The organism is Geodermatophilus sp. SYSU D00742 (assembly GCF_054049935.1).
The window spans coordinates 174,295-197,307 of record NZ_JBJGYJ010000004.1; the positions used below are offsets into that span (position 1 = coordinate 174,295).

The window sequence follows — 23,013 nt, forward strand, 5'->3', positions numbered from 1 at the left end:
CGTGACCAAGCACTACGGGTCGACGGTCGGCATCGAGGACCTGACCCTCGACGTCGGTGACGGTGAGTTCTTCGTGATCCTCGGCCCCTCGGGTGCGGGGAAGACGACGACGCTGAAGTCGGTGGCCGGCCTGGTCGAGATCGACCGGGGCGACGTGGTGATCGCCGATCGGCCGATGACCGGCGTCGAGCCGTACCACCGCGGGGTGGCCATGGCCTTCGAGAGCTACGCGCTGTACCCGCAGAAGACGGTGTTCCAGAACCTCGCCTCGCCGCTGCGGTCGGGACGCACCGGCCGGTACGCGGCGGAGGAGCAGCAGCGGCGGATCGACCTGGTGACCACCACGCTGGGGATCAACCACCTGCTCGAGCGTCTGCCGAGGGAGCTGTCCAACGGGCAGCGACAGCGGGTGGCGCTGGGGCGGGTCCTGGTCCGCCCCGCCGACGTCTACCTGCTCGACGAGCCGCTGTCGCACCTCGACGCCAAGCTCCGCGCGGCGATGCGGGCGGAGCTCAAGCAGCTCGGCGGGATGTCCCACACGACCTCGCTGTACGTCACCCACGACTACCAGGAGGCACTCTCCCTCGGCGACCGGATCGCGGTGCTGCGCCAGGGACGCCTGGTCCAGGTCGGCACGCCGGAGGAGGTGTGGCGGGAACCAGTGGACAGCTTCGTGGCGAAGGCCCTCGGCCAACCGGAGATCAACGTGATCGACGCGGTGGTGGAGGACGGCAGGATCCGCGCGGCCGGCGGCGCCATCGACCTCGCCGTCCCGCCGCTGGACCTCGGACGAGGCCAGCGGGTCCGGCTGGGCATCCGCCCCCGCGACGTGGAGGTCGTCCGCCCCGGCCGGGGCGGGGCGGGCTGGCTGCGGATGAGCGGCCGGGTCCGGCTCGCCGAGCGCCTGGGCCGTCAACTGGAGCTCGACGTCCGGGTCGGCGACGTCGACCTGATCGCGGTCGACTCGACCGTCCAGCACGCCGACGAGGGCCAGGACGTGGAGCTGCAGATCCCGCTGGAGCACGTCCACCTGTTCGCCGACGGGCCGGCCGGTGAGGACACCCGCCGCCTCGGCGGGGCCGGCGAGCCGGCCCGCCGCATCCGTCGGGGCATGCAGCCGGCCGGACACCAGGAGCAGCGATGACCAGCCACCGGACCGGGCGGCCCACCACCACCGAGGGACCGCAGCCGCTGATCCTCGAGCAGCTGCGCAAGACCTACGTCTCCCGCGGGCGGGAGTCCTTCGAGGCGGTGAAGGGGATGGACCTCCACATCGAGCCCGGCGAGCTGATCGCCCTGCTCGGCCCCTCGGGCTGCGGCAAGACGACGACCCTGCGGATGATCGCCGGGCTGGAGACGGTGACGTCCGGCAACATCCGCATCGGTGATCGGACCGTGCAGGACCTGCCCCCGGGCAAGCGGAACGTCGGGGTCGGGTTCGAGAGCTATGCGCTCTACCCCCCACTGAACGTGCGGGAGAACCTCGCCTACGGGCTGAAGGCCCGCGGTGTGAAGGACGCCGGGCGCCGTGTCGACGAGCTGGCCGAGCGGCTGGAGATGACCGAGCTGCTGCCCTTGCGCCCGGCCAACCTCTCCAGCGGGCAGAAGCAGCGAGTGGCCCTGGCACGCGCGCTCATCCGCAACCCGCCGGTGCTGCTGCTCGACGAGCCGCTGTCGCACCTCGACGCCGCCCAGCGGCAGCGGGTGCGCCGCGAGTTGAAGGTGCTGCAACGGGAGTTCGGCTACACCACGGTGGTCGTGACCCACGACCAGCTGGAGGCGCTGAGCCTGGCCGACCGGATGGCGGTCATGGACAAGGGCGTGATCCAGCAGTTCGGAACGCCCGACGAGGTCTTCGACGACCCGGCGAACCAGTTCGTCGCCGACTTCGTCGGTGAGCCGAAGATCAACCTCGTCGAGGGTACGACCGCCCGCCAGGACGGCGAGGTCCTGGTGCGGATCGGCCGGACCGGCGCACTGCCGACCGCCGCGCGGACACCGGAGCACGACCGGCCGGTCGTGGTGGGCCTGCGCCCGCAGGACTGCCGGGTCGACGTCCCGGCGGGCGAGCCGGCCATCGAGGGCGAGGTGCGTGTCTTCGAGCACCTGCTCGAGTACGGCCAGGCCACGATCGACGTGCAGGGCGTGGACGGGCCGGTCGTGGCGGTCACCCCGGCCGACGAGGACTGGCACCAGGGCACGCCGGTGCGGGTCTCGGCTCCGCCCCAGCGGGTCTACCTGTTCGACCCGGACACGGGCGACCGGATCCGCTGACCGCGGCTGCGGCACCTCACACCGCGACAGGAGGACGCCTGTGACGCGCCTGTACGACGACCCGGCGCAGTTCACCGAGGACATGCTGGCCGGCTTCCTCGACGCCCACGCCGGCCGGGTGGTCGGCGTCCCCGGTGGGGTGGTGCGGGCGAGCCGGCCGCGTCCGGGCAAGGTGGGCGTGGTGGTCGGTGGCGGCTCGGGCCACTATCCGGCGTTCTGCGGGGTGGTGGGTCCCGGCTTCGCCGACGGGGCCGTGGTCGGGAACGTGTTCACCTCGCCGTCGGCGGCCGATGCCGCCTCGGTCGGGCGCGCCGCCGACGCCGGCGGTGGCGTCCTCCTGACGACCGGCAACTATGCCGGGGACGTGATGAACTTCGGACTGGCGGTCGAGCGCCTGCGAGCCGAGGGCCGGGACGCCCGCTACTTCGCGGTGACCGACGACGTCGCCAGCGCGCCGCCGTCGGAGATCACCAAGCGGCGCGGCATCGCCGGTGACTTCACCGTCTTCAAGACCGCCTCGGCGGCCGCGGAGGAGGGCTACGACCTCGACGGCGTGGAACGGGTGGCCCGGCACAGCAACGCACGCACCCGCACGCTCGGTGTCGCCTTCGACGGGTGCACCATGCCCGGCGCACGGGAGCCGCTGTTCACCGTGCCCGACGGGATGATGGGCCTGGGGCTGGGCATCCACGGTGAGCCCGGCGTGGCCGAGCAGCCCATGCCCTCGGCGTCGGAGCTCGCCAGGATCCTGGTCGAGGGCCTCCTGGCCGAGACCCCGGAGGGCGCCGGGACCCGGGTGGCGGCCATCCTCAACGGCCTGGGACGCACCAAGTACGAGGAACTGTTCATCGTCTGGGCCTCGGTGAGCGGCCGGCTGCGGGAGGCCGGGCTCGAGGTCGTCGAGCCCGAGGTGGGTGAGCTGGTCACCAGCCTGGACATGGCCGGCTGCTCACTGACCCTCATGTGGCTGGACGAGGAGCTCGAGCGCTTCTGGCGCGCTCCGGCCGACACCCCCGCGTACCGCAAGGGCACCCTGACCGCCGACCCCCCGGGTCCACCGCGGTCCGGAGCCGAGGTGGCGGCCGCGGCCTCCGCGCCGACGATGGCGGCTGCCGAGGCCGACGAGGCGGGCCGGGCCTGCGCGGGTCGCGTGCTGGCCGCGATCGAGGCGATGGCGCAGACCGTGGCCGACATGGAGGAGGAGCTCGGCCGCATCGACGCCGTCGCCGGGGACGGCGACCACGGCCGGGGCATGGTCCGCGGCACCGCCGCCGCACGCGACGCGGCCCGGACAGCGGTCCACGCCGGCGCAGGTCCCGGGACGACGCTCGTCGAGGCCGGGGACGCCTGGGCCGCCAAGGCCGGCGGCACCTCCGGTGTCCTCTGGGGAGCGGCGCTGGCGGCCATGGGGCGGCGGCTGGGCGACACCCGCGCCCCGGACGCGCGCACCGTCGCGGCAGGGGTCCGCGACGGCTACGACGCGCTGGTCCGGCTCGGTGGGGCGCACCCCGGCGACAAGACGATGCTCGACGCCCTGCTGCCGTTCACCGAGTCGCTGTCCGCCGCCGTGGACGAGGGCCAGGACCTGGGTCCGGCCTGGGACCAGGCGGCACGGCGGGCGCAGGACGCCGCCGAGGCCACCGCCGAGCTGCGGCCGAGGGTCGGTCGGGCCCGGCCGCTGGCCGAGCGCAGCGTCGGCACCCCGGACGCCGGCGCCGTGTCCCTGGCCGCCTGCCTGACCACGGTCGGCCACGTGCTGACAGACGTCTGACCCGAGCTCGGAGAGGAGTCGGTGTGCCCGGTCGATGGAGGATCGTGGTCGGCTGCGACGACGCGGGACTGCGGTACAAGGAGCAGCTCAAGGCCGACCTGCAGGCCGACGACCGCGTGGCCGAGGTCACCGACGTCGGTGTCGGCGCCGACGACACCACCGCCTACCCGCACGTGGCCGTGGCCGCGGCACAGCTCGTCGCCCAGGGCAAGGCCGACCGCGCGTTGCTGGTCTGCGGCACCGGGCTGGGCGTGGCGATCAGCGCGAACAAGGTGCCCGGGGTCCGTGCCGTGACGGCGCACGACAGTTTCTCCGTGGAGCGCTCGGTGCTGAGCAACGACGCCCAGGTGCTGTGCATGGGCGAGCGCGTGATCGGCATCGAGCTGGCCCGGCGGCTGGCTCGGGAGTGGCTCGACTACCGCTTCGACCCCGGCTCCGCGTCCGCGGCCAAGGTCGACGCCATCCGTGGCTACGAGGCCTCGACGGGACAGGCGGACTCGGCGTCGGAACTGGCGCTGGAGGAGGACATGGCCCGCTCGGCCTGTGACTGACCCCGCCGGCCGTCGTCCCGGCTCCCGCGGCGGTCGCCGGGGCTGTCCGGCAGCGGACCCAGGGACGCATCGGCGCGCGTCGTGGAGGCCACGCCGAGCACGACGGGCCGGCCGCTCGCGGCGGCCGGCCCGTCATGGCGAGGCGGAGGAGGCGGTCAGGCGCTGGCCTCGGGGCGTTCCGCGGGCTGGGCCGCGGACTGCGCCTCCGGCGTCGGCACCGACGGTGCCCCCTGCTCGAGTGCCGGGTTCGCGGCACCCCCGGTGACCGCCGACTGCGGCTGACCCATGGACGCCCGGATCTGGTCCAGCCGGGAGGCCCCGGCGACGTCGAGGGTCGCCTTCTGCACCTCGAGCATCCGGCCCTCGACCGAGGTCTGGGCCAGCTCGGCCTGGCCCAGCGCGTTGGCGTAGCGCGCCTCGATCTTGTCGCGGACCTCCGACAGGCTGGGCGTGTTGCCCGGCGCGGACAGCTCGTTGACCTGCTTGAGCGAGGCCGCGACGTGCTCCTGCATCCGCGCCTGCTCCAGCTGGCTCATCAGCTTGGTCCGCTCCGCCAGCGTCGTCTGCAGGCGCATCCGGCTCTGCTCGACCGCGCCGCGGGCCTGCTCGGCGGCCTGGAGGGCCTCGTCGTGGCTGCGCTTGAGGTCCTCCATGGCCTGCTCGGCGGCGACCAGCTGGGTGGCGAAGGCCTGCGCGGCGTTCTCGTACTCGCTGGCCTTGGCCGCGTCACCGGCCGCCCGGCTGTTGTCGGCCAGGACCAGCGCCTGGCGCGCGGAGGCCTGCAGCTTCTCGACCTCGCCGAGCTGCCGGTTGAGCCGCATCTCCAACTGCCGCTGGTTGCCCAGGACAGCGGCCGCCTGGTTGGCGAGCGCCTGGTGTCGCTGCTGCTCGGCCTCGATGGCCTGCGCGATCTGGATCTTGGGGTCGGCCTTCTCGTCGATCTTCGCGTTGGCGGAGGCCGTGAGGTACTTCCACAGCTTGACGAACGGGTTGGGCATGGGTCCTCCTGCTCGGCGCGGATCGTCCACCGGTCACCGCCGGCGGGCCGCAGCGATGGGCGTCACCCGCCATCGTCCCAGGTGTGCCGGTCCGTGAGCCACCAGGGACGCCCCGGGTGCGTTCCCCCGCTAGGGTCTCGGGGTGTCCACCGAGAACCCGGTGCTGTGTGTCCTGGGGGAACTGGTCGTCGACCTGCTCCCGGTCCCCGAGGCCGGGGCCGGCCCGGAGGGCACCGCCCCGCACTACGTCGCCCGGCCCGGCGGCAACGCCCTCAACGTCGCCGTCGCCGCGGGCCGGCTGGGCGCACCGGTGCGGCTGCTGGCGCGGCTGGGCACCGGCCCGCTCGCGCCGGCCCTGCGCCGACACGCGGAACGGTCCGGCGTCGACCCGGCCGGGTTCGTGGCCGCCGACGAGCCGGTCAGCCTGGCCGTCGTCGGCCTGGGCCCCGACGGCGCCCCCGACTACGGCTTCCACGTGCAGGGCGCGGCCGACTGGCAGTGGACCGACGAGGAGCTCGCCGCCGTCCTGCCGGCGGGGACGGCGATCCTGCACGTCGGCTCCATCTCGAGTTGGACCCCGCCCGGCTGCGACGCGATCGCGCGGCTGGTGGAGCAGGTGGCGGCCGGCGGGCGCGCCCTGGTCAGCGTCGACCCCAACATCCGGCCCATGCTCGCCGACGGCCCCGTCGGGACGGCACTCGGCAACACCCGCGCGCGGGTCCACGCCCGGCTGGAGCGGCTGCTGGCGAACGCCGACGTCGTCAAGGTCAGCGCCGAGGACCTCGCCTGGCTCGAACCCGACGCCGCGGCCGACCTCGACGGGACCGCGCAGCGCTGGGCCGACGGCGGCGCCGCGCTGGTGGTGCTCACCGACGGCGGGGCCCCGCTGCGGATCGCCCGCCCCGGTCGCCCGCTGCTGCACCGGGAACCGCCCCGGGTGGACGTCGTCGACACGGTGGGCGCCGGCGACTCGCTCGCCGCGGGGTTGTTCGCCGGGCTGCTCGCCGCCGGGGTCACGACGAGGGGGCAACTGCAGGCGCTGTCCGACGCGCAGCTGCTGTCGATCGTCGAGGACGCCGCGCTCGTCGCCGCCCTCAACTGCACGCGCGTGGGCGCGGACCCGCCGACTCGCGAGGAGCTCGCGGCGGCTCGGCGGTGAGCTCGGAGGTGACCCTCGCCGGGTTCGCCGAGCTGTCGGCGGGGGTCGTGCGGGCGCGGCTGCTGGCCCAGCACGACCGGTTCTGGGAGGTCGACACCCGGCCGCTGCACGACCCGGTCTGGTTCGACCAGTTCGGCGGGTTCGGCGTGCTCGCCCGCAGTGCGGACGGCCTGGACGCCGGGTACCTGCTCGGCGTCGTCACCGCCGACCGGCTGGCCTACGTGCACCTGCTGGCGGTGCGCGACGACCGGCGGCGCGCCGGCCTCGGGCGCCGCCTGATGACCTGGTTCGACGACCTGGCGACGAGCACCGGGGCGCGCGTCGTCCAGGCGGTCGCCCGGCCCGAGGACGCCGCGACGATCGGCCTGCACACCGCGCTGGGGGCCGGCGGCCACCTGTCCGTGGACCGCGCAGGGCCGGGGCAGGACCGCCTGGTGCTGACGCGGACCCTCTCGTCCTAGCCGGCCACCAGCCAGGCGGCCGTGTCCGGCGGCAGGACCGCCTCCACCGGCTCGCTCACCAGCACCGGACGTCCCAGGCCGGCCAGCGGCAGGGGGCGATCCGACAGGTTGACGACGCACCGGAACGCCTCTCCCCGGTCGAAGGCGAGCACGTCCTCCCCCAGGTCGAACCAGGTCAGCGACTCGTCGTCGAGAAGGCCGGGCAGGCTGCGACGCAGGCGCAGCGCGGAGCGGTAGAGGGACAACGTCGAGCCCGGGTCGGCCCGCTGGACCGCCACGGTCAGGGTCCGCCACGAGTCCGGCTGCGGCAGCCACGGGCGGACGCCGTCGTCGGTGAAGCCGAACGGCGGCCGGTCCCCGGACCACGGCAGCGGCACCCGGCAGCCGTCCCGCCCGCGGGCGGTGTGGCCGGAGCGTTCCCAGGTGGGGTCCTGCAGGACCTCCTCCGGGAGGTCCTCGACCTCGGGCAACCCGAGCTCCTCCCCCTGGTACAGGTACGCCCCGCCCGGCAGGGCGAGGGTGAGCAGCGCCGCCGCCCGCGCCCGGCGCAGCCCCAGCCGGAGATCCGCGGGGGCCGCGGCGTCGAAGCCCATCGTCGCTGCGCCGCTGCGCGCGCGCCCGAAGCGGGTGACGTGCCGGGTCTCGTCGTGACTCGACAGCACCCACGTGGCCGGCGCACCGACCGGCGCCAGCGCGGCCAGCGTGCCGTCGACGACCGCGCGGATGCGGCCGGCGTCCCACGGGGCCTTGAGGTAGTCGAAGTTGAAGGTCGTGTGCAGCTCGTCGGGCCGCACGTACCGGCTCAGCCGCTCCGGGCCGTTGACCACCGCCTCGGAGACGAACAGGCGGTCCCCGTCGTAGGCGTCCCCGATGCGGCGCCACCGGCGGAAGATCTCGTGGACCTCGTCGACGTCCCAGTGCGGGTTGTCCACCCAGGTGCTCGACTCGAACAGCGCCCCCGGGCCGTGACCGGCGTCCGGGAGGGTGGGCGTCTTCGCCATGGCCGGGGCGGCGTCGACCCGGATGCCGTCGACGCCCCGGTCGAGCCAGAAGCGGAGGACGTCGTCGAACTCCTCCTGCACGGCGGCGTCGTCCCAGTCGAGATCCGGCTGTTCGGGCGCGAACAGGTGCAGGTACCACTGGCCCGGCCGCCCGTCGGGCTCGGTGACGCGGGTCCAGGCCGGACCCCCGAACGCGCTGATCCAGTCGTTGGGTGGCTCGGCGCCGCCGGCCCGGCCGTCCCGGAAGAAGTAGCGGTTCCGCTCCGGTGCGCCGGGCCCGCCGGCCACCGCCGCGGCGAACCACGGGTGCTCGACCGACGTGTGGTTGGCGACCAGGTCGATGACGACCCGCAGGCCGGCTGCATGTGCCTCGGCGAGGAGTGCATCCGCGTCGGCGAGGGTGCCCAGGCGCGGGTCGATCGCCCGGTAGTCGCTCACGTCGTAGCCGCCGTCGGCCATGGGCGACGGGTACCAGGGCGTGATCCAGACGGCGTCCACCCCGAGGTCGACCAGGTGGTGCAGGCGCCTGCGGAGGCCGTTCACGTCCCCGAGGCCGTCACCGTCGGAGTCGGCGAAGCTGCGCAGGTACACCTCGTACACGACGGCGGTGCGCCACCACGGGCGGTGCCCGGACCCAGCAGCGGGAGACATCGCGTTCCAGACGTGCTCGGGCCCCCGGGCGGGCGGTGCTGCTCAGGGGCGGTCGTGCGGGAGACCAGACGCCGGCGCGGCACCGCCGGCGGCCGGATGGGCCGCCGGCGGTGTCTGCTCGATCAGGCCGCGCCGGCGCGGTGCGAGCCCCCGACCGTCTGCCCGGACGCCTGGGCCTCCTGCACCTGCTCGACCCTGTCCTCCGTCGCCATCTGGGTCAGGCGGGCCCCCGCCTCCGCGTCGCGGGTGAGGTTCTCACCGGACTGGGGGTCGAAGACGTGCACCTTGCGGCTGTCCAGCCAGAACTCCGCCTCCCGCCCCTCGCGGATGCGGCTGGTGGCGTCGATGGACACGATCGCCTGGGTGCGCAGCTCCTCGGAGTCCAGCTCCCGGGAGAGGTCGCGCAGCTGCCGGGTGATCTCCTCCGGCGCCTCGTAGGGGATGTAGGCGTACTGGGAGTCACCCAGCCACTCGGTGACGTCCACCCGCGCGCGGAAGAGGGAGCCCAGCGGCCGCTTGGCCTCGTCCACCAACGACGCGTCCTCGAAGTACTCCGGCCGGATGCCCACCAGCAGGAGATCGCGCCCCTGCACCGCAGCGGTGCGGCGCTCGTCGAGCTGGATCTCGCCGAAGGGCGTCTGCAGCCGGTTGCCCTGCAGGGTGGCGGGCAGGAAGTTCATCGGCGGCGAGCCGATGAACCCGGCGACGAACAGGTTGACCGGCTGCTCGTAGAGCTCCCGTGGGGAGGCGACCTGCTGGATCCTCCCCTTCCGCAGCACGCACACCCGGTCGCCGAGGGTCATGGCCTCGGTCTGGTCGTGGGTGACGTAGACGGTCGTGATCCCGAGTCGGCGCTGCAGCCGGGAGATCTCGGTCCGCATCTGCCCACGGAGCTTGGCGTCGAGGTTCGACAGCGGCTCGTCGAACAGGAACGCCTCGGCCTGGCGGACGATCGCCCGCCCCATCGCCACCCGCTGGCGCTGGCCACCGGAGAGGTTGGCCGGCTTGCGCTCGAGGTGGTCCTTGAGCTCGAGGACCTCCGCCGCCTCGGTGACGCGGCGGCGCACCTCGTCGTCCGGGGTCTTCGACAGCCGCAGCGGGAAGGCGATGTTCTCGTAGACCGTCATGTGGGGGTACAGCGCGTAGTTCTGGAACACCATCGACAGGTTGCGGTCGCGGGGCGCCATGTCGTTGACCCGCTTGCCGCCGATGATCATGTCCCCGCTGGTGATGTCCTCGAGCCCGACGATCATGCGCAGCAGCGTCGACTTCCCGCAGCCGGACGGGCCCACGAGGATCATGAACTCCCCGTCGGCGATGTCCAGACTGACGTCGTTCACCGCCGGGAAACCGTCGCCGTACTGCTTGACGATGTTGCGCATCTCGATCGAAGCCATGGCAGTTGTCCCCTCGATGGGTGGATGGATGCGGGCCGTCAGCCCTTGACGGCGCCGTTGGTCAGACCGGCGACGATGCGCCGCTGGAAGAGGAGGACCAGGACCACGACGGGGATCGTGACGATCACCGCGGCCGCGGCGATGGACCCGGTCGGGTCCTCGAACTGGGAGGCCCCGGAGAACAGACCCAGAGCTGCGGGCACGGGCCGGGCCGCGCTGGTCGACGTCAGCGAGATGCCGTAGGCGAAGTCGTTCCACGCGATGAAGAAGGCGATGATCGCGGTGGTGAACACACCCGGCGCGGCGAGCGGGACGATGACCTTGCGGAACGCCTGCCACGTGGTCGCCCCGTCGACCTGGGCCGCCTGCTCCATCTCCCACGGGATCTCGCGGAAGAACGCCGACATCGTCCAGATGGAGATCGGGAGGGTCAGCGACAGGTACGGGATGATCAGCCCCGGCCAGGTGTCGTACAGGCCGATCTGCCGCCACAGGTTGAACAGCGGCGTGACGATCGAGATGACCGGGAAGATCGCCACCCCGAGCGCGGCGGAGAGGATCAGCTTCTTGCCCGGGAAGTCCAGCCGCGCGATGGCGTACGCGGCGAACATCGACAGCAGGCACGAGATCGCCGTCGCGATCAGGCAGATGCCGAAGGAGTTGCGCAGCGCCGGCAGGAACAGCTCACTCGCCGAGCCGGTGAGGATCGTCGTGTAGTTCTCCCACGACAGGTCGGTCGGGAGGAACTGCCCGTTCGCGATGTCCGCCGGCGCCTTGAACGACAGCGCGATGATCCAGGCGATCGGGAACAGGCAGTACAGGATGATCAGGACGCCCCCGATGATCCACCAGGTCTTCTCCCGCCGGGACATCAGCGTTCCCCTCTCGCCTGCGCCAGGTCGATCTTGAAGCCCTTGATGAAGCCGAACGCGATGATCACGACACACACGAACAGCAGCACGGACACGGCCGAGCCGAGGCCTATCTCCACCCGCGCGATCGTCTGCCGGTAGGCCAGGAACGAGACGGACTCGGTGCCGTTGGCCCCGTTGGTCATCACGAAGATGCTGTCGAAGATGCGGAAGGCGTCCAGGGTGCGGAACAGCAGCGCCACCATGATCGCGGCCTTCATGTTCGGGATGGTCACCCGCCACATCCGCTGCCACCACGTCGCGCCGTCCACCTTGGCCGCCTCCTGGAGGACCTCCGGCACCTGGGCGAGGCCGGCGAGCAGGAGGAGCGAGATGAAGGGCGTGGTCTTCCAGATCTCCGCCAGGCAGATGACGAAGAGCGACGTCCCCCGGTCACCGAACCAGTCGGTGTCCCCGGCCACGCCGGGCAGCCAGGCGAACCACGAGTTCACGAACCCGGTGTCGATGTCGAAGGCGAACTGCCAGGCGAACGCCGACACCACGGTGATGACCGCGTAGGGGATGAGGATCGCGGCCCGCACGACCGGGCGGATGGAGCTCAACGCCTTGGCCATCACCAGCGCGAGCGCGAAGCCCAGGACGAGCTCCACCACGACGGTCACGACGGTGATGAGCAGGGTGACCCACAGCGACGTCCACCAGATCGGGTCACTGAGGATCACCGCGTAGTTGCTCAACCCGTTGAACGACCTGTTCCCCGGGTCGGTCAGCCGGTAGTTGAACAGCGAGTACCAGACCGCCTGGAGGATCGGGTAGGCGGTGACCAGCATCATGACGACGAACGCGGGGCCGGCCAGCAGCCAGCCGAGTCTGCGTTCGGCGCGCGAGCGGTCGCTGAGCCCTCCCTGTGGCGTCGAGACCGGTTGCGTCTTCTCCACCGGTGGGAGCGTGGTCTGACTCATAGCAGCTGGTCTCCTGACAGGACGGCGGTGATGAGCTCCTGGGCCCGCTCACCGGTCTCGGGCGACGCGGAGGACGGCGGGTGGTACTCGCGCTGGAGAGCCCCGGTGACCTCGCTGTAGTAGGCCGTCTGCGGCCGGTTGGCCGCCGACTCGAGCGACTCCCGGATGACGTCGGCCATCGGGAATGCCTCCACGACCTCCGGGTCGTCGTAGACCGCGGCCGACGACGCCGGGTTGCCGTTGGTGATCATGTAGTAGGCCTGGTTCTCGTCGCTCGTGATGCACTCGGTCGCCTCGTACGCCAGGTCGGCGTTGCGGCTGAAGGCCGAGACGCCGAGGTTGATCCCGCCGATGGGAGGCGCGCTGGGCGTGTCCTCGTCGACGCGGGGGTAGAGCGCCCAGCCGTAGTCGTCAGGCACCGACTGCTCCATGGTCCCGGCCTCGACCGCCGCCAGCGCTCGGGCCCAGACGAACGGCCAGTTGACCATGAACCCGGCGCTCCCACCCTCGAACTGGGTGGCGTTCGAGTCCTCGTTGGCCGTGGAGAAGGCCGGGCCGGTGACGCCGGAGTTGGCCACGGCGTTCATGACCTCGGCCGCGCGGTCGGCGGCGGGTGAGGTCAGTCCGAACTGGATCTGCTCGGGGTCCTCCGAGTTCTCCTCGATGATGTGGCCGCCGGCGGACTCGATGAGGGCGTTGAGCCAGACGACGAGCGACTCCGAGCGGATGCCCTGCGCGCTGATCGTCGTCCCGGTGTCCTGCGCCGCGGTGATCAGCTGGTCCCAGGAGACCGGCTGGGTCATGTCCAGGCCGGCCTGCTCGACCACCGACTTCCGGAACCACAGCAACTGGGTGTTGGCCCAGAACGGGATCGTGACGAGTTCGTCGTTCCACGTCGCCGACTCCAGGGCGCCCTCGACGACCCCCTCGCTCACCCGCTGCGCGAGGTCCTGCGGAACCGGGGCCAGGAAGCCCGCCTGCGCGAACTCCGGGGGGAACGGGGTGTCCAGGCTCATGATGTCGATCGACTCGTCACCGGCAGCCAGGCGCCGGACCAGCTGCTCTCGCTGCCCTGGCGAGTTCCGCGGCAACTGGGAGACCGAGATCGTGTAGGCCCCGTTCGACTCCTCCGAACAGCGGGAGGCGATCTCGGCCTGCCCACCGGAGTCGGGGTTGATGTACCAGTTCAGCACCGGCGCGCCGGCGCCCTCGCCCCCACCGCCGCAGGCGGCCAGAGTGGAGGCCAGGACCAGCGAGGCTGCCGCTCCTCCGAGCGCCCGGCGGGAGCGTCGACCCGGTGAGGTCCTGTCCGGCGCGACACGCGCCCGGCGTGCCGCCCTCCTGCCACTTCTCAGCACGCGTCATCGCCTCCGTTGGCGGGCCGTGGAGCCTGCGACCTCTTCGGATTTCGTACGGTGGCCCAGGTCACAGGGGCTGTCAACTCGAACGAAACCCGCCCGTTACCGCCCTTGACCAGCGGCGCTGCAGGGGCGCAGCGGCCCCCGCGGAGCTCAGTCGTGGTGGCCCACGATGGCCGACGGCGTGGTCATCTCCTTGGGTGTGCGGGGCAGCACGGTGTCGAAGTAGGCGCGCGCCGCGGCCGTCGTCCCGACGTCCCGGCCGGCCTTCTCCGACAGGAACCAGCGGTGTTCCAGCACCTCGTGGAACACCTCGGCCGGCGCGAGCCGGCCCACGAGGTCCGGCGGGATCGCGTCGACCACCGGCTGGTAGGCCTCCTCCAGCCACCGGTAGCCGGCGACGGTCTCGGGGACCGGCCGCCCGCTCTTCTGCTCCAGGTGCGCGCGGAAGGCCCGCAGGTCGTTGAGCAGCCGGCGGGCCTGCCGCTCCTGGACCTCCAGACCGGTCAGCCGGAACAGCTCCCGCCGGTTCTCCCCCGGTTCCGCGACGCGGGTCTCCACCCGCAGCCGGGCGCCCTCCGGCGAGGTGACCAGCTCGACCTCCCCGACGTCGAAGCCCAGGTCGTTGAGCCGCTGCAGCCGGTCGGTCACCCGGTACCGCTGCTCGTCCGGGGAGAAGACCTCCTCGCGGTTGACCTCCTCCCACAGCGCCTCGTAGCGCGGGGGCAGGCTGTCGGCCACCTCGATGGGGTCCACGTCGCGGGGCAGGAGCCCGCCGAACTGCAGGTCCAGCAGCTCCGCACCCACCCGCTCCCGCGCCAGGTCGACGTCGTACCGCCGTCGGCCGGGGCTGAGGGTCGGGTGCCGCTCGGCGGTCTCGGCGTCGACCAGGTAGGCCGCGAAGGTGCCGGCGTCGAGCCGGAAGAGCGTGTTGGACAGCGAGCAGTCACCCCAGAACACGCCGGCCAGGTGCAGGCGGACCAGCAGCACGACCATCGTGTCGAGCAGTTGCTCGGCCGACTGCTCGCCCCGCGGCCGCGAGAACAGGAACCGGTAGGACATCGAGTACTCGAGGTACCGGGTGACCAGGATGGCGTCCTGCCCGCCGGGCCGGTCGATGCACAGGCCGAGCACCGAGACCGACGGCAGTCCCTCCTCCTCGAACTGCCCCAGCAGCGAGTACTCGTGCCGGGCGAGCGACTCCGCGATCTCCTTGAGGGCGTAGACGTGACCACCGTGGGCCACGAACCGGACCACGTGCCGCGAGATGCCGCGCTGCGGGACCTCGAGCAGCAGCTCGGGGTCCCACTCCTCGAGGGGCAGGTGCCAGGGGAGGGACAGCAGGCCGGCCCCGTCGGTGGCCGGTGGCCGGAAGAGGTACCGCACGGCGAGCTCCGTTGGTCGCAGCAGCAGCCGACCGCCCGTCCGGGGCGGTGCCGGACCGTCACCATCCCATGCCGGTCCGCCCGCGCGCGCGGCCGGTCGGCGGTCAGTCCCTCCTGAGGACGGCGGCCAGCTGCGCCGCCCCGGCCCGCCGCGTGCCGGCCTCCCCCGGCTGGAGGACCAGCCCCACGAGCCAGCGGGCGACCGTCTCGGCGGCGGAGGGCTCGACACCCAGCGCCGCGGCGAGCCGCCCCACCAGCTCCGCCCAGTGCTGGGGCGTGGCTCCCAGCAGGCCGGCCAGCACCACCGGTTCGTCCTCGGCCAGCCTCCGCAGCACCGGGTGCCCGGCCACCTCGTCGGCGAGGGCCGCCAGCGCGGCCTCGGGAGGCAGCGCCACGGCGAGCCCACCCAGCCGCTCCAGCTCCGCGGCCAGCAGCGCGCGGGCGACTTCGTCCTTGGTGCGGAAGTGGTTGTAGAGGGTCGCCTTGGCCACCCCGGCGGACGCGGCGACCGACTGCATGGTGCTGCCGCGCAGGCCACGGTCGGCGAAGGCCCGCGCGGCGCCGTCCAGGAGCCCGGCGCGCGTGCGGTTCATGGCGTTGCCGCTGCGCGTGTGCGCCCCCCGTTCGTGCACCGGGGCCGCCGGCACCCAGCCCGGGGACGGCGCGACGTCCGGCGGGAGCGGGCCGACCGTCACCGTGCGTCCCGTCCGGCGCCACCGGCGCGGCGGGTCGAGGACGCCGGACCTCGCGTGCCTTCCGTGTCGCCGACCTCAGGCCGCGAGGGACACCGCGGTGCGAGGCGCGGGGCGGGCCGGCGCACCGACCAGGGCCAGCGCCGGCTCGGCCATCTGCTCCTGCGCGGCCTCGTCGGCGACGGGCTGCTCGGCGGCGACGCCACCGGGCGCGGGGGTCAGCGGGCGGACGCCGCCGTCGGCGTGCCGCAGCTCGAGGCTGACCTCGGCGAGCAGGTCGGCGAGCTCGAGGTCGAGGGCCTCGCAGATCGAGGCGAGGAGCTCGGAGGAGGCCTCCTTCTGGCCGCGCTCGACCTCGGAGAGGTAGCCCAGGCTCACCCGGGCGGCTCCGGAGACGTCCCGCAGCGTCCGGCGCTGACGCAGCCGGTGGCCGCGCAGGGAAGTGCCGAGCTGGGTGCGCAGCAGCGTCATGGCCGTCTCCTGTCCTGCCTGTTCGGAAGCGGCGGCTCCCTCGGGGCGCCGTGCGCTCACGGTACGCGGAGCCACTGACCGGCACCGCGCCATCCCCGGCGCGTCCGCTCTGGGCGTAACGCCAGAGGCCGGACAGCCCTTCCCCGCTCCCGCGTCCGCCCTCAGGCGGCCGCGTCGGTGCGGGACCCCCCGGAGGGACCGGCGGCGCGGCGCGCCGCGGCCGCCCGCATGGCCCGCGCGCTGGTGCGCCGCAGGGTGAGGGCCCGGTAGACGTAGTCCAGGCCGGTCACCACGGTGAGCAGCAGCGCCACCGCCATCACCCACCAGCGGGCACTGGCCAGCAGGCCCTCCAGCGGGAGGATGTACAGCCCGATCGCCAGGGCCTGCACGACGGTCTTCGCCTTGCCGCCGCGGCTGGCCGCGATCACCCCGTGCCGGATCACCCAGAACCGCAGCAGGGTCACGCCGACCTCGCGGACGAGGATCGTCAGCGTCACCCACCACGCCACCAGCGAGAGCACCGACAGGCCGATGAGCGCGGTGCCGGTCAGCGCCTTGTCCGCGATCGGGTCGGCCAGCTTGCCGAACTCGGTGACCTGGCCGGTGCGGCGGGCGATCATCCCGTCGTAGCGGTCGGTGATGATCGCCAGCCCGAAGAACAGCGTCGCCCAGTAGCGCTGGGCCTCGTCCGTGCCGCCGTCGGTGAGCAGCAGGACGGCGAACACCGGCACCACGGCCAGCCGCAGGACGGTCAGCGCGTTGGGCAGGTTGAGCACCCGCACCGACTGCGGCGGGGTCGCGGCCGGGTCCGCGGGTGCCGGGCTCATGCGGTCACCGCGGGCACCAGCGCGGCCGCGACGAGGTCGACGCCCTCGGTGCCGACGACCTCCGCCGGCACGACCCGACCCGCGACCGCGCCGGCCGGGACGCCGGTCACCGACGTCGTCCCGTCGGCCTCCGGGTCCTGGTGGGCGGCGTGCCCGAGCCAGGTGCCCGCGCCGTCGGTGCCGGAGAGGTCCTCGGTCAGCAGGACCTCGACCCGGTCGCCGACCCGGTCCTCCGCCCGCTGCGCGGTGAGCTCCTCCACCAGGTCGGTGACCCGGCGGACCCGGGCGTCGATCTCGGCCTGGTCGAGCTTGCCGGGCAGCCCCGCGGCCTCGGTGCCCTCCTCGTCGGAGTAGCCGAACACGCCGACGGCGTCCAGCCGACCCTCGACGAGGAACCGTTCGAGCTCGGCGACGTCCTCCTCGGTCTCGCCGGGGAACCCGAGGATGACGTTGGTGCGGAAGCCGGCGGCCGGGGCCAGCGCCCGGGCTCGCCCGATGAGCGCGAGGAAGTCGTCGGTCCCGCCGAAGCGCCGCATGCGACGCAGCAGGCCCGGCGAGGAGTGCTGGAACGACAGATCGAAGTACGGCGCGACACCCTCCGTGCCGGCGATGACCTCGAGGAGACCGGGCCGCATCTCGGCCGGCTGCAGGTAGGCCACGCGCACCCGCGCGATCCCCTCGACGGCGGCCAGCTGCGGCAGCAGCCGCTCCAGTGACCGCAGGTCACCGAGGTCCTTGCCGTAGGAGGTCGAGTTCTCGCTCACCAGGACCAGCTCGGTGACGCCCTGGCCCGCCAGCCACTGCGCTTCCCCGAGGACCTCGGCCGGGGGGCGGGAGACGAACGCGCCGCGGAAGGCCGGGATGGCGCAGAAGGCGCACCGCCGGTCACACCCGGACGCCAGCTTCAGGGCCGCCGACGGGCCGGCGGCCAGCCGGCGGCGCTGCAGCCAGCCGTGGCCGGGGATGGCCGGGGCGTCCGCCGCGGCGACCGCCGCGGTGCGCGCCACCGGGCTGATCGGCAGGAGCGTGCGGCGGTCCCGCGGGTCGTGCGGCACCAGGTGACGGCCGGTGAGGACGTCGTCAAGGCGGTCGCCGATCGCGGCGTAGTCGTCGAAGCCGAGCACGGTGGCCTCGGGCAGCGCGCCGGCGAGCTCGGAGCCGTACCGCTCGGCCATGCAGCCCACGGCCACGACGCGCGCGCCGGAGTCGGTGGCGGCGAGGATGGCGTCGACGGAGTCCTTCTTGGCCGACTCGATGAACCCGCAGGTGTTGACGAGCACCGCGTCGGCGCCGTCGGCGTCCTCGACCAGCTCGTAGCCGCCGGCGGCCAGGCGGCCGGCCAGCTCCTCCGAGTCGACCTCGTTGCGGGCGCACCCGAGGGTCACCACCGCCACCGTGCGGGCAGGGTCGGGCAGAGCTGTCACCGCCCCATCGTAGTCGGCACGCCGGGCCCGCACGGGATCTCCCGAGTGACTCGGACCTCCCCGACCCGACCGGCTCCTGGTCTCGTCCCGGGGCCCGCCCTCAGCCCGGGGAGGACGGGTCCGCGCTCAGGCCTCGCCGAGCGTGCCGCCGCGCAGGGTGAACAGCACCGACTCCAGCTCGTCGGGCTTGACGAGCACGTCGCGGGCCTTGGAGCCCTCCGACGGGCCCACGATGCCGCGGCTCTCCGCGAGGTCCATGAGCCGGCCGGCCTTGGCGAAGCCGACCCGCAGCTTGCGCTGCAGCATCGACGTCGAGCCGAACTGGCTGGTGACGATCAGCTCGACCGCCTGGCACAGCAGGTCGAGGTCGCCGCCGATGTCCTCGTCGACCTCCTTCTTCTCGCCGCCGCCGGCGGTGAAGACCTCTTCCCGGTACTCGGGCTCGGCCTGCCGCTTGGTGAAGTCGACGACCGCCTCGATCTCGGCGTCGGAGACGTAGGCGCCCTGCACGCGCATCGGCTTGCCGGCGCCGATCGGCAGGAACAGGGCGTCGCCCATGCCGATCAGCTTCTCCGCGCCGGGCTGGTCGAGGATGACGCGGCTGTCGGTGAGGCTGGAGGTGGAGAACGCCAGCCGCGACGGCACGTTGGCCTTGATCAGACCGGTGACGACGTCGACCGAGGGCCGCTGGGTCGCGAGCACCAGGTGGATGCCGGCGGCACGGGCCTTCTGGGTGATCCGGACGATCGACTCCTCGACGTCGCGCGGCGCCACCATCATGAGGTCGGCCAGCTCGTCGACGATGGCGAGGATGTACGGGTAGGGGCGGTACACCCGCTCGCTGCCGGGCGGCGCCACGATCTCGCCGCGCTCCACCTTCCGGTTGAAGTCGTCGATGTGCCGCACCCCGGTGGCCCGCATGTCCTGGTAGCGCTGCTCCATCTCCTCGACCAGCCAGGCCAGCGCGGTGGCCGCCTTCTTGGGGTCGGTGATGATCGGCGTGATCAGATGCGGGATGCCGTCGTACGGCGTCAGCTCGACCATCTTCGGGTCGATGAGGATCATCCGCAGCTGCTCCGGGGTGGCCCGGAGCAGCAGCGAGGTCAGCAGCGAGTTGACGCAGCTGGACTTACCGGCACCGGTGGCACCGGCGACCAGCAGGTGCGGCATCTTCGCCAGGTTCGCGCAGACGAAGCCACCCTCGATGTCCTTGCCCAAGCCGACCAGCATCGGGTGCGGGTCCTGCTTGGCCACCTGCGAGCGGAGCACGTCGCCCAGGCTGACCATCTCGCGGTCGACGTTGGGCACCTCCACGCCGACCGCGGACTTGCCCGGGATCGGCGCGAGGATCCGGATGTTGTCGTTGGCGACGGCGTAGGCCATGTTCTTGGTCAGGGCGGTGATCTTCTCGACCTTGACCGCGGGGCCCAGCTCGATCTCGTAGCGGGTGACCGTCGGGCCGCGGGTGAAGCTGGTGACCGCGGCGTCGATGTTGAACTGCTCGAGCACACCGGTGATCGCCTCGATCGCCGCGTCGTTGGCCTTCGAGCCCTTCTTCGGCGGGTCGCCGGGCCGCAGCACGCTGACCGAGGGCAGCGTGTACTCGCCCTCCACCGGCTCGATGCGCAGCTGCTCGGGCTCGGTGATCGGCTCGAGGTCCTCCTGCGGGGCGGTGCGGTCGACCACGGGACGACGCGGCGCGGGGGGTGGCTCGGGCGCCCGCTCGAGGCGCACGGCCTCGGGCGCCTCGTCGAAGGCGGCGTGGTCGATGGCCGGCAGGGTCTCCACCGGGCCGGTGTCCATCAGGTCGTCCGACAGCGAGCGGCGGCGGGCGCGGCGCGGGGCCGGCGGCGCGACGGGCTCCTCCTCGTCGTCGTCGTCCCAGTCCTCGTCGTACTCGTCGTCGTCGCGTGCCTGGCCGAGCAGCCGGTCGCCGAGTTCGCGCAGCCGCTCGGGGATCTGGTGCACCGGGGTCGCGGTGAGCACGAGCAGGCCGAAGAACGCCAGCAGGACCAGCAGGACGACGGCGACGACGCTGCCGACCCCGGCGACCAGCGGGGTGCCCGCGGCCCACCCGATCAGGCCGCCCGATCCCGGACGCCCCTTGGCGGGGACCGCCCCCTCCCCCACGACCTGCGCGATGCCCAGCACCGACGCGACGGCGCACAGCCAGCCGATCACCAGGCGGCCGCGGGCCTCCGGGCGCGGGCCACGGCGCAGCAGCCGGAGGGCGGCGAGCAACAGCACGACCGGCAGCACCATGACCAGCGAGCCGACGACCCAGCGCACGCCGTCGGCCAGCGCGGCGCCGACCGGCCCGATCCCGTTGGTCCAGGCCGCGGCACCGAGGACCACGGCCAGACCCAGCACCGCGAGCCCCACGCCGTCGCGGCGGTGCTCGGGCGCGAGCGGCTCGGCCTCCTCCGGGCGGGCGACCGAGCGGGCCAGCCCACCGGCGCCACGGGCCAGCAGCGACCAGCCGCCGCTGATGACGCCCCACAGGCCGGGGCCGGAGTTCTTAGCGGACTTGCGGGCAGCGGGCTTGCGGCCGCCGGAGGCGGGTCGCTTCGCGGGCGGTCGCTTCCGGGACGCGGTCGACCCGGAGCCGGAGCGGCCGCGCGCGGACGACCGACCCGACGGCCGGGTCGTCGTCGTGCGAGCAGGCATGCGTCAGACGGTAGTGGCCCGGGGTGCCCCCTGACGGCAGGCGGACAGACGTGTCCGCCACCTACGGTCAGGACATGCCGACGTCCCCCGCGCGCCCGTACGGGAGCTGGCCGACCCCGATCACCTCGGAACTCGTCGTCCGGGCCGCCGCCCGGCTGGGCGAGGTGGCGGTGGACGGGGACGCCGTGTGGTGGTCGGAGTCCCGGCCCGGGGAGGGCGGCCGCTCGGCGCTGGTCCGCCGCGACGCCGCCGGCCGGACCACCGACGTCCTCCCACCGCCGTGGAACGCCCGCACCCGGGTGCACGAGTACGGCGGGGGCGCCTGGACCGTCCGCGACGGCGTGCTGTGGTCGGTCGACTTCGCCGACCAGCGGCTGTACCGGCTCGACCCCGGCGCCCCCGAGCCGGTCGCGGTCACCCCCGAGCCGGAGGTGCCGGCCGGGGTGCGGTACGCCGACCTGCAGGTCGTGCCGGGCGGGCTCCTCGCCGTCCGGGAGACGCACGCGGCCGGCGGCGCGGCCGCCGACGTGGTCAACGAGGTCGTGCGGGTGGACTCGGACGGCACCGTCGAGGTCCTGGTCACCGGGCCGGACTTCGTCTCCGACCCCCGCCTGTCCCCCGACGGGCAGCACCTCGCGTGGCTGCAGTGGGACCACCCCGACATGCCGTGGGACGCAGCCGCCCTCGTCGTCCGCGCCGCCGACGGCACCGAGACCGTCGTGGCCGGTGGCCGTCGTCCGGACGGCGGAGCCGAGTCCGTCGTCCAGCCGGGGTGGGCCGCCGACGGGAGCCTGTGGTTCTGCGCCGACCGCAGCGACGTGTGGGCGCTGTACCGCTGGCGGCCGGGTGGGGACGTCGACCTGGTGCTCGACCTCGGCGCGGACATCGCGGGGCCGCAGTGGGTCTTCGGGGCCCGCCGCTTCGCCGTGCTGCCCGGCGGCCGCGTGGTCCTGGCCTCCGCTCGGGAGGGCGCCGACCGGCTCGCCGTCCGTGAGCCCGACGGGACGCTGCGGGAACTCGACCTGCCGTACGCCGCCTTCCGGTACGTGACCGCCGCCGGGGGCTCGGTCGTGTGCGTGGCCGGCGGCCCGGACAGTGAACCCGTCGTGCTGCGGGTCCGGGTGGACGACGGGGCGGCGGAGGTGCTGCGCCCGGCCCGCGACCTCGGCCTGGACCCGGCGTGGTTCTCCCGGCCCGAGCACGTCTGCTTCCCCACCCCCGAGGACGGCACCGGCATCGACGTCGCCCACGCACTGGTCTACCCGCCGACCAACCCGGAGGTGTCCGCCCCCGAGGGCACGCTGCCGCCGCTGCTGGTGGTCGTGCACGGCGGTCCGACGTCGGCCACCACGGCGGTCCTCGACCTGGGCGTCCAGTACTGGACCTCCCGCGGGTTCTGCGTCGCCGACGTCGACCACCGCGGCTCGACGGGCTACGGACGTCGCTACCGGGAGGCCCTGCGCGGCAACTGGGGGGTGGTCGACCTGGACGACGTCGTGGCCTGCGCCCGGTTCCTCGCCGACAGCGGCCGGGTGGACCCCGCCCGCATGGCCATCCGCGGCGGCTCGGCGGGGGGCTACACCACCCTGGCCGCGCTCTGCCTGCGGCCAGGGGTGTTCTCGGCGGGCGCGAGCCACTTCGGCGTCGCCGACCTCGGCGCGCTGGCCGCCGACACCCACAAGTTCGAGTCGCGCTACCTGCACTCCCTGGTGGCGCCGTGGCCGGAGGGCGCCGACGTCTATGCTGAGCGCTCCCCCCTCTCGCACGTGGACGCGTTCGACACCCCACTGGCGGTGTTCCAGGGCGAGGAGGACCGCGTCGTGCCCTCCGAGCAGGCCGAGGCGATCGTCGGCGCGCTGCGGGCGAAGGGGGTGCCGCACGCCTACCTGCTGTTCCCCGGCGAGCAGCACGGGTTCCGGAGGGCGGAGAACATCCGCGCGGCCCTGGACGGCGAGCTGTCGTTCTACGCGCAGGTGTGGGGCTTCGACCTCCCCGCGGCGGAGGGCATCACCCCGATCCCCCTGCGGTCCTCCGGACAGCGACCGCGGCCCGGCGCCGTCCCCGACTCCCCCTGAGCCACCCCGCCGCTCCT

At 73.6% G+C, this 23,013-nt stretch carries 19 protein-coding genes; 7 read left to right on the forward strand and 12 right to left on the reverse strand.

Annotated features, from left to right (window positions below):
• Position 1: 1 nt before the first annotated feature.
• From ACI78V_RS04645 to ACI78V_RS04660, 4 genes are read left to right on the forward strand one after another with little or no spacing between them, the layout of a single operon-like run.
• Complete coding sequence (locus ACI78V_RS04645) at positions 2 to 1,144, forward strand: ABC transporter ATP-binding protein (protein WP_456849382.1); 1,143 nt, start codon at positions 2 to 4, stop codon at positions 1,142 to 1,144.
• Positions 1,141 to 2,274, forward strand: a complete 1,134-nt coding sequence (locus ACI78V_RS04650; protein WP_456849384.1) for an ABC transporter ATP-binding protein — start codon at positions 1,141 to 1,143, stop codon at positions 2,272 to 2,274. Before ACI78V_RS04645 ends, ACI78V_RS04650 begins: the two co-directional genes overlap by 4 nt.
• 40 nt (positions 2,275 to 2,314) lie before the next feature.
• Positions 2,315 to 4,045: a dihydroxyacetone kinase family protein gene (locus tag ACI78V_RS04655; RefSeq protein ID WP_456849386.1), complete on the forward strand. Its 1,731-nt coding sequence runs from the start codon at positions 2,315 to 2,317 to the stop codon at positions 4,043 to 4,045.
• Between the two features lie 23 nt (positions 4,046 to 4,068).
• Positions 4,069 to 4,596 carry a ribose-5-phosphate isomerase gene (locus ACI78V_RS04660; protein WP_456849388.1) on the forward strand — a complete coding sequence of 176 codons (528 nt, stop codon included), beginning with the start codon at positions 4,069 to 4,071 and terminating at the stop codon, positions 4,594 to 4,596.
• Positions 4,597 to 4,751: 155 nt separating this feature from the next.
• Here the strand turns inward: ACI78V_RS04660 and ACI78V_RS04665 are convergent, their stop codons facing one another.
• A complete protein-coding gene (locus ACI78V_RS04665) occupies positions 4,752 to 5,594 on the reverse strand; it encodes a PspA/IM30 family protein (protein WP_456849389.1) in 843 nt (280 codons plus the stop codon).
• A gap of 142 nt (positions 5,595 to 5,736) precedes the next feature.
• Here ACI78V_RS04665 and ACI78V_RS04670 point away from each other — a divergent pair, with 142 nt between their 5' ends.
• Together ACI78V_RS04670 and ACI78V_RS04675 are read left to right on the forward strand one after the other, a co-directional pair.
• Positions 5,737 to 6,753, forward strand: a complete 1,017-nt coding sequence (locus tag ACI78V_RS04670) for a carbohydrate kinase family protein (RefSeq protein ID WP_456849391.1) — start codon at positions 5,737 to 5,739, stop codon at positions 6,751 to 6,753.
• Positions 6,750 to 7,214 (forward strand): GNAT family N-acetyltransferase, encoded by a 465-nt coding sequence (locus ACI78V_RS04675; protein WP_456849393.1) that lies wholly within the window; start codon positions 6,750 to 6,752, stop codon positions 7,212 to 7,214. Before ACI78V_RS04670 ends, ACI78V_RS04675 begins: the two co-directional genes overlap by 4 nt.
• Here the strand turns inward: ACI78V_RS04675 and ACI78V_RS04680 are convergent.
• From ACI78V_RS04680 to ACI78V_RS04730, 11 genes are all read right to left on the reverse strand, one after another.
• Positions 7,211 to 8,866, reverse strand: coding sequence for a glycoside hydrolase family 13 protein (locus ACI78V_RS04680; RefSeq protein WP_456849395.1), 1,656 nt, complete (start codon positions 8,864 to 8,866; stop codon positions 7,211 to 7,213). The genes ACI78V_RS04675 and ACI78V_RS04680 overlap by 4 nt on opposite strands.
• Before the next feature lie 122 nt (positions 8,867 to 8,988).
• Positions 8,989 to 10,263 carry an ABC transporter ATP-binding protein gene (locus tag ACI78V_RS04685; RefSeq protein WP_456849396.1) on the reverse strand — a complete coding sequence of 425 codons (1,275 nt, stop codon included), beginning with the start codon at positions 10,261 to 10,263 and terminating at the stop codon, positions 8,989 to 8,991.
• 38 nt (positions 10,264 to 10,301) lie between these two features.
• Positions 10,302 to 11,135, reverse strand: coding sequence for a carbohydrate ABC transporter permease (locus ACI78V_RS04690; RefSeq protein WP_456849398.1), 834 nt, complete (start codon positions 11,133 to 11,135; stop codon positions 10,302 to 10,304).
• The gene (locus ACI78V_RS04695; RefSeq protein ID WP_456849400.1) at positions 11,135 to 12,097 is read right to left on the reverse strand and encodes a carbohydrate ABC transporter permease; all 963 of its coding nucleotides are present in this window, start codon (positions 12,095 to 12,097) and stop codon (positions 11,135 to 11,137) included. Before ACI78V_RS04695 ends, ACI78V_RS04690 begins: the two co-directional genes overlap by 1 nt.
• Positions 12,094 to 13,290 carry an extracellular solute-binding protein gene (locus ACI78V_RS04700; protein ID WP_456849402.1) on the reverse strand — a complete coding sequence of 399 codons (1,197 nt, stop codon included), beginning with the start codon at positions 13,288 to 13,290 and terminating at the stop codon, positions 12,094 to 12,096. The genes ACI78V_RS04695 and ACI78V_RS04700 overlap by 4 nt, the downstream gene beginning before the upstream one ends.
• A gap of 318 nt (positions 13,291 to 13,608) precedes the next feature.
• Positions 13,609 to 14,841 carry a DUF4032 domain-containing protein gene (locus ACI78V_RS04705; RefSeq protein WP_456849403.1) on the reverse strand — a complete coding sequence of 411 codons (1,233 nt, stop codon included), beginning with the start codon at positions 14,839 to 14,841 and terminating at the stop codon, positions 13,609 to 13,611.
• 103 nt (positions 14,842 to 14,944) lie between these two features.
• Positions 14,945 to 15,433, reverse strand: a complete 489-nt coding sequence (locus tag ACI78V_RS04710; protein ID WP_456849405.1) for a TetR family transcriptional regulator — start codon at positions 15,431 to 15,433, stop codon at positions 14,945 to 14,947.
• A gap of 177 nt (positions 15,434 to 15,610) precedes the next feature.
• Positions 15,611 to 16,003: a helix-turn-helix domain-containing protein gene (locus ACI78V_RS04715; protein ID WP_456849406.1), complete on the reverse strand. Its 393-nt coding sequence runs from the start codon at positions 16,001 to 16,003 to the stop codon at positions 15,611 to 15,613.
• Positions 16,004 to 16,164: 161 nt separating this feature from the next.
• Positions 16,165 to 16,830 carry a CDP-diacylglycerol--glycerol-3-phosphate 3-phosphatidyltransferase gene (gene pgsA / locus ACI78V_RS04720; protein ID WP_456849408.1) on the reverse strand — a complete coding sequence of 222 codons (666 nt, stop codon included), beginning with the start codon at positions 16,828 to 16,830 and terminating at the stop codon, positions 16,165 to 16,167.
• Complete coding sequence (locus ACI78V_RS04725; protein ID WP_456849410.1) at positions 16,827 to 18,254, reverse strand: MiaB/RimO family radical SAM methylthiotransferase; 1,428 nt, start codon at positions 18,252 to 18,254, stop codon at positions 16,827 to 16,829. Before ACI78V_RS04725 ends, pgsA begins: the two co-directional genes overlap by 4 nt.
• A gap of 126 nt (positions 18,255 to 18,380) precedes the next feature.
• Positions 18,381 to 20,921 (reverse strand): DNA translocase FtsK, encoded by a 2,541-nt coding sequence (locus ACI78V_RS04730; RefSeq protein WP_456849412.1) that lies wholly within the window; start codon positions 20,919 to 20,921, stop codon positions 18,381 to 18,383.
• A gap of 74 nt (positions 20,922 to 20,995) precedes the next feature.
• Between ACI78V_RS04730 and ACI78V_RS04735 the strand changes: the two genes are divergently transcribed.
• Complete coding sequence (locus tag ACI78V_RS04735) at positions 20,996 to 22,996, forward strand: prolyl oligopeptidase family serine peptidase (protein ID WP_456849414.1); 2,001 nt, start codon at positions 20,996 to 20,998, stop codon at positions 22,994 to 22,996.
• Positions 22,997 to 23,013 lie beyond the last annotated feature (17 nt).